This window comes from Limnothrix sp. FACHB-881 (assembly GCF_014698135.1).
Lineage (GTDB): Bacteria > Cyanobacteriota > Cyanobacteriia > CACIAM-69d > CACIAM-69d > CACIAM-69d.
In genome coordinates, this window is the sequence record NZ_JACJSN010000008.1 from 137,958 (window position 1) to 150,397 (window position 12,440).

The following is a 12,440-nucleotide window of genomic DNA, read 5'->3' on the forward strand; positions in this document are numbered from 1 at the left end:
CAACAGCATTCTCTGGAGATCTCGTCTATGCCCACTTCCCTGCGCCGATCGCCCCCATTGCGATTTGGCCAGGCCCAGTCGATCGGGGCCGCGGCAGCGGCGGCCCTGATTGTGCTTGTGGCAACCAGTGTGTTGGTCGGTTCCGAAAACCGCCAATTTCGCAGCCAGGAACGGGCCACGGTACTCAGCAAACTCAGCACGGTTCGCGCCAAGCTCGAAGGCTATATCAACTCCCAACTGCTGCTGGCCGAGTCTCTGGCGGCCTATGTGGCGGCCAATCCCCAAGTGACTCAGGCGGAATTTGCCCGCATGGGTACGGTGCTGCTGGAAAAAAACAACGGCATCCGCAGCGTCAACTTGGCTAAAAACTCCGTCATTAGCCATATCTACCCCTTGCAGGGGAATGAGTTGGCCCTGGGATTGAACTTGGTGGCCAAACCGGAGCAACGGGCCGCCGTGGAACGTGCCATTCAACAAAAGCGCTCCACCATTGCCGGCCCCGTGAAGTTGGTGCAAGGGGGAGTCGCTTTCATTAACCGCACCCCGGCTTTTGTGGTGGATCAACCGGGCTTGAACGCGTCACCGACCTACTGGGGCCTGGCCAGTGTGGTGGTGGACGAAATGGCGATCTATGAAGCGGCGGATTTGCCAAAGGTGAGCCAGCAATTAGCGCTTACCATTCGGGGCAAGGATGGCCTGGGAGAGCGGGGCGATGTGTTTTGGGGCCAGGCTCAGGTTTTTCAACAGGATCCGGTGTTGGTGGGGGTGGCGATTCCCAATGGCACTTGGCAGTTAGCGGCAATTCCCCGATCGGGCTGGCGCGATCGCTCCCCGGTCGCGGGGGTGATTTGGCTGCTGGGTGGTGCGCTGTCGATCGGGGTGGGGGCAGTGGTTTGGAAGCTGATGGGCGAACCGACCCGCCTGCAACGGGCCGTTGACCAAGCCACGGCGGAGTTGCAAACGGCCTTGCAGGATTTGCGCCAGGAAATGGACAACCGCCAGCAGGTGGAAGCGGCCTTGAGCAACAGCCAATTAGCCTTAACCAAAACCCAAGCGGAGTTAGAAATTGCCCATCGCTTACACAAAATGTTGCTGCCGCCCAAGAGTGAACTGGCGGCGATCGAATCGTTAGAAATTGCCAGCTTCACGGCGGCCGCGGCGGAAGTGAGCGGTGATTATTACGATGTGATTTGTCAGGGCGATCACATCAAAATTGGCATCGGTGATGTGACGGGCCATGGCCTAGAAAGCGGCCTCTTAATGCTGATGATTCAGATGGCAGCTCGCACCCTGTTGGCGGCCTGTGAGCATAACTCGGCCCGCTTTTTAAACACAATTAACCGTGCAATTTATGAAAACCTACAGCGCATGAACTTGCACAAACATGCCACCCTGGCGCTGTTGGATTATCAAGGGGGGCGGCTGTGTTTAACGGGGCAGCATGAGGAGGTGATTGTGGTTCGATCGAGCGGCGCGATCGAACGATTTGACACGATGGATTTGGGTTTCCCGATCGGGATTGAGCCAGATATTGCCCATTGGGTGCAGAAAGCGACCCTGGAACTACAAGCGGGTGATGTGGTGGTGCTTTACACGGATGGCATCACGGAAGCCCAGGGCGATCGGCAGACAGCCTACGGATTAGAGCGGCTTTGTTGGGTGGCTTGTCAACAGCGCGATCGCCCAGCAGCGGAAATTATCGAGGCGATTGTTGCTGATTTACGAAGTCATCTCAATCACCAGCAGCCTGAGGATGATATGACCCTGTTGGTGCTGAAACAACGCTAGGATTCCTGTGAATAATCCAAACCTGAAATTCAGTCCTAAAAATCCACGCCGCGCTTCAGATCCATGCCTTTTTCCGCATAGTGCTTGTGGCAAATCATCTCCGAATAAACGCTGGCTAGATTGAAATAAGCCGGTGGATTCAAACAACGGCCTGTGATGATGATTTCAGTATCTTTGGGTTTGCGTAATAGGTCGCGGGCGATCGCTTCCCCATCCAGCAATTCCAAATCAACGGTGGGGTTTAGCTCATCCAGAACGATCGTTTTATATAACCCCGAGGCGATCGCCGCGCGGGCCAGTTCCCAGCCGCGCTCCGCTTCGATGTAGTCCAGTTCCTGTTGTTGGCCGCGCCAGACAATCGCGTCGCGCCCAAACCGCAGATGATCCACCAGGCTGGGATAGCTCTGTTGCAGGGCGGCGATCGCGGCATCTTCGGTGTAGCCGCTGCCCCCTTTCAGCCATTGGGCAATCAGCACCCGGTGGGAACTGTCCCGGCCAATGCCCCGCCCGATCGCCTGGAGCGCTTTGCCGAGGGCGCTGGTGGATTTGCCCTTGCCCGCGCCCGTGTAAATTTCAATGCCTTCAATGCCTTCCAAGTTCAGGTTGGGATCCAATTCCCGAGGGCGCATTTCCGAGTGCAAATCAGCAATATCCAGCAGGGCCGTGGGGGCGCTGCGGCCTGTGGCAATAATTTCCAACTCCGATGGCTTGTTTTTCAGGGTGCTGATCACTTCATCGAGATCCAGCAACCCCAAGTCCAACACGGGGTTAATTTCATCCAACACGACGACGGAATATAGCCCCGAGGCGATCGCCCCTTTGGCCACATCCCAACCCCGCTGGGCTTCCAGGCGATCGAACTTGGTCACGCCTTCGGGCCCGAAATATTCCGATCGCCCTGTGCGTACCTGGTCAATCAGGTGGGGAAAGCCGCGCTGCAAGGCCGCGATCGCCGCGTCTTCGTCGTAGGGGCGATCGGGCCCCTTCAAAAACCGCAACAGTAAAACTCGGGTTTGCCAGTCGCTGTGGATGCCCAAGCCAATTGATCGCAACACAACGCCCAAGGCCGCTTGCGATTTGCCCTTACCCGCGCCATCGTAGACGTGGATTTGCCCCAATTCCCGATCGTCGCGGGCCTGGGCTGTGCGAATACCAATGCCGTTTCGTGGTGCGGTTCTCATGCCGATGCTACAAACGTTGCTGAAGGTTACTGAAAAACCGGAATCTGAGCCATTGCTCAGGGGCCTGTGTCTGGTGCCGCTCGGGTCGTCAACGGGACAGGGAACAAGGCATCGCCCCAGGCTCCGGCCGCCGCTTTTCCCGCAGCGCCAGCGATGCAAAATGCAGGGCCATAATCCCAATGCCGCGCCCTCAGGATCTTAGACCGAAGCGCCCAGACCCGATCGCCCCGATCAGCTCGATCGCGACCGAACCCCCCCGATCGCTGAGAAGCCAGCCCGGTAAAATCAGCATTAACCGGCCCCAACTTCCAGCCCGCAAACCCTGACACCCCCCCCGATCGCCCCTATGCCTCTGATCTTGCCTTTGCCCACCGTTATTTTTCAGATTTTGTTTCTGTTTATCGCGATCGCCAGTGAAGCGGTGATCTTCAACCGACTGGCGGGCATGAACCAGCGCCGCAGCGTGGAATATGCCGCCGCCATGGAACTGCTGGTGCTGTGCGTGGGGTGGGCCTGTTTCTTCACGGCCTATGAGCTGTTCCCGCCCTCAATTCAAAACGATTTGCAGTCGCTGATCTTGCAAGGCGTTTGGTCGAGCGAGCTAAATAATTGGTTATTAATTGTTGTCCCGATTGTCTTTTTCCTGATCTTTGAACTGAAGTCGATCGCCGTCCAATTCCTAGACTTAATCTTGAAATATCCTGCCCCCGGTGCTGATTTGGGCCTTCCGGAAGAGCCGGAAACCGAAACAACCCCCACCCTCACCATCACCATGCGCAAGCAGCTTCAGAGCTTCTTTCAGCGCTACCAGTCCATTCAAAGTGAATTGGCCAAAAAAACGATCTTTTGGGGACATATTGCCAGCACTGGCATTGGCGCTTTGGTGATTGCCATTCAAAGCATTCTCTTTGCCCTTCGTCAGGTTTAGGGTGACTCATCGAGTTCAAAGACAACCGTAAGACCACTGTAAGTTATAGGAAATTGACAGACAATGCTCAAAGAAATTAGCGGTGATTTTTGGAAAATTGTACAACCCAGAAAAGCCTTTTCCTGGCAAACTCTGCTCTGGGTCAGTATTGGCTTTTTAATCTTGTCTGTTATGGCACGGTTGGGGGCGAATAACCTGGAATTACAGCGCACCTTTGCGGGCTTCAGTGCCCTGATGTTGGCCCTGTCTGGGGTGGTTTGGTCGATCGAGCAAAAGCCAATTCAAATCCGGGGTGTTTCCCTTGGTCCCTGGATGGCCGGTGCTCTGTGCTCCCTGTTGCTCTATCGGTTTTTGGCGGATCCCAGCAGCGATCGCACCGATGCCCTGTACTTAGCTTGCTTAACCTTTCCGCTCAGTTCAATTACCATCAAAATTGTCCAAGACTTTCTCAGCAAGCCCACGGACTCTCGCTACAAAGTGCCGATCAAAGAACGCATTCCTTTGGCGATGTGGTTGCTGGGCCATTTCTTGCTGGCCTTTTGGATTCGGTTTGCTTTCATGATTCAATCCTGGATTGATCAACATCCAGCTCTGAATAATAACGATGTCCGAGCCTATGCAGCTAGCATGTTTGTCTGGCCAGTCGATCTGTTTCAATAGGGTTGATTGATCTCATCAGGATCATTAGGATCAACAGAGTGATCGTAGCTTCGGCTTAATTGGCTTTGAGTTAATTAGTTTTGGATCAATCATCCTTGAACTAATTAGCATCCGATCCAGCGTTAGCCCGTAGGGTGGGCATTGCTCACCTGATAATTGCTCCATGAGACCCGCGATATGGTGTGTCAATCGTTCTAGGTAAAGGCTGTAATTGATTTAGGATTGATTAGTATTGATTGATCTTGAAGAAAGCGACACTCGATCAATCAACGTTGAATTCAGCGACTTTGCCCTTTCTCTCTTGTATTCACGTTGCGTTCAGAATTCGTCAGGAACATGGGTCAATTAACAGGTTGGCGAGCATTCTTGGCTGGGTTCAGTGGCCAGCGAATTTGGGCGATCGCCCACAATGCTTTTCTGGAGGCTTGGCGCGCCAAAATCGGCTATTTACTTTTGGTCTATGCCGTAGCCTTGGTGCTGGCGATCGCCCTAGTACCCTTAATTTCCGCCGGTGATTCCGCTGGCAAAATTGTGCTCGATGGCTGCTTGGCCGCCACTAGTCTGCTGGGGCTGTTGGTGACAATTTTGGTGGGCACAAGGCTGATCGATCGCGAAATCGAACGCCGCACCATTTTGCTCGCGATCGCCAAACCCCTCAGCCGCACAGAATTCATGCTGGGCAAGCACTTGGGTTTGTCGATGCTGTTGGCGGCCTGGGTCACGGGGGCCACGCTGGTGCAAACGGTGGGCCTGTGGTTGTGGGGACGGGCCAGCTTTGAACTCAGTGCCATGGTGTTGACGGCTCTGTTTGCTTGGCTGGAGCTGGTGCTGATTGCGGCGGTGACCCTGTTGCTGGGATCCTTCACCAGCCCCCTGCTGGCGGTTGTGCTGACCCTGGCGATTTACCTGATGGGCCACATCAGCCGCAACCTGCTGACGATCGGGATTCAGCTTCAAGATCCCTTTATGCAGCGGCTGACGGAAATTCTCTATCTGATCCTGCCGGATTTGGAGCGGTTTAACCTCAAAAACCTCGCCGTGTATGGCCTGATTCCCGAGGGGCATCTGTTGATCGGTGATGCGGTGTATGGGGTTTTATACGCTGTGCTGCTGTTGTGTGGGGCAATTTTCGCCTTTTCGCGACGAGAGTTCTAAGGGCCAGTCTTCTGCTCAGGGGGCGATCGCCCATTCAACGCATTCCATGGCGACTTGCCCGGAGATCACCCACACATTGCCCGTGTATCACCCGGACATCACACCCATGACGCTAGACCCCGAGTTTCTGAAGAATCTCCCCTAAATCGATTGGGAATGTGTACTTTCGGGAACCCTTTGGCTTATCCTGAAAACGACTTCGTTGCAAAATCCCTATGACCGCCAACGCAACTTCCCGCCGTCCGCGTCGCAGCTGGGCCTGGCCCCAGAACCTCTCCATTCCCTGGCAGGTCACGATCGGCTACATGTTGCTGCTGTTGCTGTTGCCCTTTGCGGCCATGTTCAGCAAAGCCAGCACCCTCCCGATCGAGAGCTTTTGGGAAACGGCCACCGCCCCGATCGCCCTGGCCACCTATCAGGCCACCTTTTTAACAGCTTTTTTGGCCGCTGCGGTCAATGGTCTGGCGGGGTTCATCGTTGCTTGGGTGCTGGAGCGCTACCAATTTCCCGGTAAGCGGCTGCTGGATGCGGCGATCGACCTGCCCTTCGCCCTGCCCACCGCCGTAGCCGGCCTGACCCTGGCCACGGTTTACAGCGAAACGGGTTGGATTGGCTCCCTGCTGGCTCCCCTGAAAGTCCGCGTTTCCTTCACCATCACTGGGGTTTGGGTAGCTATGCTCTTCATCTCCCTGCCCTTTGTGGTGCGCACTTTGCAGCCCGTGATTCGGGAAATTGAATCGGAACTGGAAGAAGCGGCCTGGAGCTTGGGGGCTTCCCCTTGGCAAACCTTCACCCGAGTGCTGTTGCCGCCCCTGCTGCCCGCCACCATCACGGGGGTGGCCCTGGGATTTGCTCGATCGGTAGGGGAATTCGGCTCAGTTGTGCTGATTGCCAGCAACGTGCCTTTTCAAGATTTGGTCGCTTCCGTCTTGATTTTCCAAAAGCTGGAACAGTACGACATCGAAGGAGCCACCGTCATTGGCACCACCATGCTGCTGATTTCCCTGGTCATGCTGTTGATCATTAACCTGCTGCAAGCTTGGGGTCGCCGCTACGACTAGTTTTTTCCCCAATGGAAGCGACCGCCGCAACCACTGTTTGCAGTCCTTTCACGATTAATCGTTAAAAGTTAATCGTTAAAAGTGCGTCGCGCCGGCCGCCACCAGCCGCACGCCACCCCTTCGTCAATCCACCTTTGCGAACTTTTCCCCGTCGGTCACCATGGCTTCGACCCCTCTGAATCCCCCCAACGCTCCCCAGTCTTTGCCCCAAAAAAACTTCAAAGTTGATTGGGTGAAACTAACTCTCATCTTGGGAGTTGCCGCCTATCTGCTACTGGTGCTGGTAATTCCCCTGCTGAATGTGATTTACCAAGCACTCGCGGGCGGTTTTCCGGGGTTTTGGGCCGCGCTGCAAGAGAGCGACTTTCAAAAAGCTGTTCTGCTGACGCTGCTGATTGCGGTGATTGTGGTTCCTTTGAACACGGTTTTTGGGCTTTGCGCGGCTTGGGCTTTGACGCGGCGCAATTTTCCCGGTCGCGCCTTTTTATTAAGCGTGATTGACCTGCCGTTTTCCGTACCGTCGGTGGTGGCGGGGTTGATGTTGGTGCTGCTCTATGGGCGGGAAGGTTGGTTTGGCCCCTTGCTCCAAGAGTGGAATGTAAAAATCATCTTTGCGGTTCCAGGCATGGTCTTGGCTTCGGCCTTCGTAACGATGCCCTTTGTGGTGCGGGAAGTGTTGCCGGTGCTCGAGGACTTGGGCAAAGACCAAGAGGAAGCCGCCCGCACCTTGGGCGCGAATGAGTGGCAAATCTTTTGGCGAGTGACGCTGCCATCCATTCGCTGGAGTGTGATGTATGGGGTGATTTTGACCAATGCTCGCACCATGGGCGAGTTTGGGGCGGTGGCGGTGGTTTCCGGCAGCATTGCGGGCAAAACGCAGACCTTGCCGCTGTATGTGGAGGAAGCCTACAAGCAATATCAAACCCAAGCGTCCTATACGGCGGCGTTGCTGTTGGCTTGCTTGGCGTTGGTGACGTTGGTGCTGAAAACGGTGCTGGAACAGCAAACGCAAACAGGGGATGAGTAGTCGATCGAATCGATCGCCCCGCGCCACCAATAGATCAGTAGATCAGTAGCCGATCGAGTCGATCTCCCCGAGCCGCCACAGGAGAATAGCCTTGAGCAATCCCTAGCCAAATTTTTTCTTGGCGGCTTCGTAAACTTCAACGGTGATGGTGGTTTCACCGGCTTCTTGGGCGAATTTCTCGATCTTTTTGCGAGCGGCGGGCCGTACAAAGAATGGAATTTCTTTGAGCTTGGCTTCGGCTTCGGGAGTCCAGTTCATAAGTAAGCAAATCAAGACGAGCAAGTTAACAAGATTGCCTGGGATTTACGACTGGTCAAGCGGTCGCCACCCAGAACAGCGGCAACTGAGAGCGGTGGCAACCGGGCCAGCAGGCCCCTAGGCCATCTCTTCAGCCAGGGTGCGGGCGATCGCCCCGAGGTTAAAGCCCGATGGGTAGCAATGTTCGGCTTTGCACCGCTTCAGTTCCGTTTCATTGATCACGATTTTGAGCCGCTGCATGATTTGGCGGGTGAGGTCAGCGCGATCGAGCGTGCCCACCACGGAACCGATCGGACTCAAAACCACCAACCGCTTCACCTGCCGTTCTTCCATCAGCAGGGCCGCTTCGGCCAGGGTGGCACTGTCCGCGATCGAGGCGAGGCGGTCAATGGGTTCGATAGCATCCACCACCCGAATCCAGGGCCAGCGCTCATGGTCAATGGCTTTGAGGCTTTCGGGATCAATCCGGCCCCGATCGCGGCCATCCATGGCCACAAAGTATTCCGGGCGATCGGCCGTCAGCAGATAGTTATCCACAAAATCCCGCAGGCTCAGGTGGCCATCCACGATCCGGAATTCCCGGGACTGGGCATTGGCCACCCGTTCATTCACCAGGGCTTCTTGCACGGTGGTCAGGCGTTCGTAACTGGCGGCATTTCGCAAACAGAACCAGCCAATTAACCCAATCCACCAACCCTGGAGACCACCGGGCACAAACAGGATCAGGCAGGCCGCCAAGCTGATGCCCAACCAGCCGATCGCCTGGCCAGCTTTGGCGGCCCAACGCACGCCCGTAAACCGGCTGCCGGTGGCTTTCCAAACCAGTGCTTTCAGCACCTGGCCGCCATCGAGGGGCAAACCGGGAATCAGGTTAAACACCGCCAGCACTAAATTAATCCGTGCCAAATTCAAGCAAAGAATGGTGAGCGGGCTGGTGGGAGCCAACCGCCCGATCGCGGACAGCAAAATAAACAGGCTCAAGCTGACGAGGGGCCCCGCGATCGCCACTTGCATTGCGCCGCCGGGGGTTTTGGATTCCCGGTCGATCGCGGCCACACCGCCAAACATGAACAGGGTGATCGAATTCACGGCGATGCCTTGCGATCGGGCCGCCAAGCTGTGACCCAACTCATGCACCAGCACGGAGCCAAAGAGCAACAAAGCGGTCAGCAAACCCAACAGCCAAGTTAGCCCCGCGCCCCAATCGGGATAGCGGTTCGCCCACTCAACACTGTTGGCGGCCGAAAACCAAACCAAAATTAAAAACCACGATGGATCGACTAGTAGCGGAATGTTAAAGATCGACCCCACGCGCCAACCGCTTTGCATGGTAACCGCCTCAATCGATCGAACTCTTTCTTCCAGGGTAACGCGCTTCTTTGGATCGACTGAATCGACGCAAGGAAATTGATAATTATCAGCTTTACAATCTCGTTAGGCTCCCTTTTCCAATCCCTTTCCCCCTACCGTGACTGCGATCGCCCCTGAACTCACCCAATTTTCCGCCACCGATGCTTGTCCTTATGTTTGGACTTGGCAAGGCCATCGCATTTGCTATCAGCATTCGGGTGATGCTGGCCCCGCTGTGGTTTTAATCCATGGGTTTGGCGCTTCCTGGCGGCATTGGCGTAAAAATATTCCCTTTTTGGCGCAACATTGCCGAGTATTTGCCCTTGATCTAATTGGTTTTGGGGGGTCAGCCAAGCCCACGCCCGATCGGGAAATTCGCTACACCTTCGAGACTTGGGGGCAGTTAGTGGCGGACTTTTGCCGCGAGGTGGTTGGGGAAGCGGCGTTTTTGGTGGGCAACTCGATCGGCTGCGTGGTGGCCATGCAGGCGGCCGTTGACCACCCCGAGCTGGCGCGGGCGGTGGTGTTGTTGAACTGTTCCTTGCGCCTGTTGCACGATCGCCGCCGGGCCGAGCTGCCCTGGTTCAAGCGAGTTGGCTCCGGCTATTTGCAAAAAATCTTGGGTTGGCCTTGGTTGGGCCGAACTTTTTTCCAACAAATTGCCCAGCCGGCCACCGTGCGCAAAATTCTTTGCCAAGCCTACCGAGACACCAGCGCGGTGACGGATGAGCTGGTGGAGATCCTGATGGAACCGGCACGTGATCCGGGGGCGGCCGATGTGTTCTTGGCCTTCACGCGCTATTCCCAAGGGCCGTTGCCAGAGGACTTGCTCCCGAAGCTGCCTTGTCCGGCCATGATTCTGTGGGGCGCGGCGGATCCTTGGGAGCCGATCGAGCGTGGGTTGGCCTTCGAACAATACCCAGCCGTTGAGCGGTTTGTGAATTTGGAAGGGGTCGGCCACTGCCCCCAAGACGAGGCTCCCAAGCAGGTGAACTATTTGCTGCGGGATTGGATTCTTTGGAAAGCGGCAGCCAAGCAGCAGCATTCACCCTTGTCGATCGGGGATTGGGTGGAAATTGCAGTGGTGCGGCCCGACGGAGACCCAATTTGGAACGGCCTGCGCGGCCAGGTGGCACAGGTGGGCGATCGGGCGGTGACGGTGCGAGTGGAACAGGGCCAAGGCATCCGGCACTTCTATCGAGAAGATGTGAGGGCGATCGAACCGCCAACGGATTTGGAGTGGGAAAAAGATGGGGAATAGGTTGCGCAGGAAGTCCATCACTGCCGCCGGATCCGGCCCATCACTGCCCGATCGCCCCTGATACAATGGGGCCGAGCCGTTTAAACAAAACTCGATTTAAATCCCGAGAGCGATCGCATGGAAACGCCCGTCACCGACCTGGCCCCCGAGACCCAAGACAGCGCCGCCCAAACCGCCGCCCCTCTGGATACCAAAGCATTTCGGCGATCGCTGAACCATTCCGATAATTACTTTCGGCGCGGGTTTGGTCACGGAGAAGCGGTGGCTGAAACCATGGCCACCTCTTACCAAAGCGGTTTAATTCAAGAACTGCGGGCCAATGGCAACGTGTTGACCCGGGGCGATGTGACCATTCGCTTGGCCCAGGCATTCGGGTTTTGTTGGGGGGTGGAACGGGCGGTGGCCATGGCCTATGAAGCCCGCAAACAATTCCCCACGGAGCGCATTTGGATCACCAATGAAATCATCCACAATCCATCGGTGAATGACCATTTGCGACAGATGGGCGTGTTGTTCATTGAAGTGAACCATGGCCAAAAAGACTTCTCGGTGGTGGAACGAGGAGACGTGGTGATTCTGCCGGCGTTTGGGGCCAGTGTGCAGGAAATGCAACTGTTGAACGATCGCGGTTGCATCATCGTAGACACCACTTGTCCTTGGGTGGCGAAGGTGTGGAATAGCGTTGAAAAACACAAAAAAAGTGATTACACCTCGATCGTTCATGGGAAATACAACCATGAAGAAACGATCGCCACAAGTTCCTTTGCCAATAAATATTTGGTTGTGCTGAATATGGAGCAGGCGGAATACGTCAGCAACTATATTCTGCACGGCGGAGATAAGACAGAATTTCTCGCTAAGTTTGCCAAGGCTTGTTCTCAAGGGTTCGATCCCGATCGGGATCTCGATCGGGTGGGTGTGGCGAATCAAACCACCATGCTCAAGAGCGAAACCGAGGCGATCGGGAAACTATTTGAGCGCACCATGATGCAACGGTTTGGCCCCGACAAACTGAACGATCACTTCATGAGTTTTAACACCATTTGTGATGCCACCCAAGAACGGCAAGATGCCATGTTTGAGTTGGTGGATGCGCCGATGGATTTGATGATTGTGATTGGTGGGTTTAACTCTTCCAACACCACCCATTTGCAGGAAATTGCCATCGAACGCCATATTCCTTCCTATCACATTGACAGTGCCGATCGAATTGTGGATGAGCGGGCGATCGAGCACAAACCCCTCCACGGCGACATCGAACGCGCCGAAAACTGGTTACCCGCCGGGCCGATCACCGTGGGCATCACTTCCGGTGCATCCACGCCGGATAAGGCCGTTGAGGAAACGATCGAGCGGATTTTTGCCTGCAAAGAACGCCTCGCTCAATAGGTTAGCCAGAATTTTTATTCTGAGAGGCGGTCTAGAACGTTAACGGTTGATGGGCGATCTAATGGGCGATCTTAATGGGTGATCGTGATAGGCAACTTTGTTAACCCACGAAAGCCCCATCAAAAGCCTCATCAGAAGCCCCGCCAAAAACACTATAAAAACGGGGTACTGGCTCTTAACCAGCACCCCGTTTCTGTTGTGGCAAAAGCTTACAGCAACTTGGATTGACTAGGGACTTGAGATCCTTATATTTGAACCCAAGAGTTGAATCCAATCTTGGTTGAACTCAATCATTTCATCAGAGAAATGCTGCTAGAGAGAACCTGTTGGATATTGTGTCCTTTGCCTTCTTGGTTTGACCTTTATTCAACTTTTGCTCCTG

The 12,440-nt window shown here is 55.3% G+C and carries 10 protein-coding genes and 1 pseudogene; 8 read left to right on the top strand and 3 right to left on the bottom strand.

Annotation, left to right across the window (positions count from 1 at the left end):
- The first annotated feature begins 27 nt into the window (after positions 1 to 27).
- Complete coding sequence (locus H6G52_RS09885; protein WP_099535244.1) at positions 28 to 1,788, top strand: SpoIIE family protein phosphatase; 1,761 nt, start codon at positions 28 to 30, stop codon at positions 1,786 to 1,788.
- Positions 1,789 to 1,823: 35 nt separating this feature from the next.
- On the opposite strand, the gene H6G52_RS09890 is transcribed toward H6G52_RS09885, so the two are convergent.
- On the bottom strand, positions 1,824 to 2,969 hold the full coding sequence (locus H6G52_RS09890; RefSeq protein ID WP_190528014.1) for a cob(I)yrinic acid a,c-diamide adenosyltransferase: 1,146 nt from the start codon (positions 2,967 to 2,969) through the stop codon (positions 1,824 to 1,826).
- Positions 2,970 to 3,315: 346 nt separating this feature from the next.
- On the opposite strand from H6G52_RS09890, the gene fraC reads away from it, so the two are divergent.
- From fraC to cysW, 5 genes are all read left to right on the top strand, one after another.
- Complete coding sequence (gene fraC, locus H6G52_RS09895) at positions 3,316 to 3,897, top strand: filament integrity protein FraC (protein ID WP_190528016.1); 582 nt, start codon at positions 3,316 to 3,318, stop codon at positions 3,895 to 3,897.
- A 63-nt stretch (positions 3,898 to 3,960) separates the two neighbouring features.
- Positions 3,961 to 4,557 carry a DUF5357 family protein gene (locus H6G52_RS09900; RefSeq protein ID WP_099535237.1) on the top strand — a complete coding sequence of 199 codons (597 nt, stop codon included), beginning with the start codon at positions 3,961 to 3,963 and terminating at the stop codon, positions 4,555 to 4,557.
- 336 nt (positions 4,558 to 4,893) lie between these two features.
- On the top strand, positions 4,894 to 5,712 hold the full coding sequence (locus tag H6G52_RS09905; protein WP_099535235.1) for an ABC transporter permease: 819 nt from the start codon (positions 4,894 to 4,896) through the stop codon (positions 5,710 to 5,712).
- Positions 5,713 to 5,927: 215 nt separating this feature from the next.
- Positions 5,928 to 6,773, top strand: coding sequence for a sulfate ABC transporter permease subunit CysT (gene cysT / locus H6G52_RS09910; RefSeq protein ID WP_190354571.1), 846 nt, complete (start codon positions 5,928 to 5,930; stop codon positions 6,771 to 6,773).
- Positions 6,774 to 6,933: 160 nt separating this feature from the next.
- Complete coding sequence (gene cysW / locus H6G52_RS09915; protein WP_099535231.1) at positions 6,934 to 7,800, top strand: sulfate ABC transporter permease subunit CysW; 867 nt, start codon at positions 6,934 to 6,936, stop codon at positions 7,798 to 7,800.
- A 102-nt stretch (positions 7,801 to 7,902) separates the two neighbouring features.
- Here the strand turns inward: cysW and H6G52_RS09920 are convergent, their stop codons facing one another.
- A complete protein-coding gene (locus H6G52_RS09920; protein ID WP_099535229.1) occupies positions 7,903 to 8,058 on the bottom strand; it encodes a PCP reductase family protein in 156 nt (51 codons plus the stop codon).
- 117 nt (positions 8,059 to 8,175) lie between these two features.
- On the bottom strand, positions 8,176 to 9,387 hold the full coding sequence (locus H6G52_RS09925; protein ID WP_099535227.1) for a site-2 protease family protein: 1,212 nt from the start codon (positions 9,385 to 9,387) through the stop codon (positions 8,176 to 8,178).
- 148 nt (positions 9,388 to 9,535) lie between these two features.
- On the opposite strand from H6G52_RS09925, the pseudogene H6G52_RS09930 reads away from it, so the two are divergent.
- Together H6G52_RS09930 and H6G52_RS09935 are read left to right on the top strand one after the other, a co-directional pair.
- A pseudogene (locus H6G52_RS09930) lies at positions 9,536 to 10,423 on the top strand (alpha/beta fold hydrolase); the annotation flags it as partial.
- Positions 10,424 to 10,852: 429 nt separating this feature from the next.
- Positions 10,853 to 12,058 (top strand): 4-hydroxy-3-methylbut-2-enyl diphosphate reductase, encoded by a 1,206-nt coding sequence (locus H6G52_RS09935; protein WP_190354676.1) that lies wholly within the window; start codon positions 10,853 to 10,855, stop codon positions 12,056 to 12,058.
- Positions 12,059 to 12,440 lie beyond the last annotated feature (382 nt).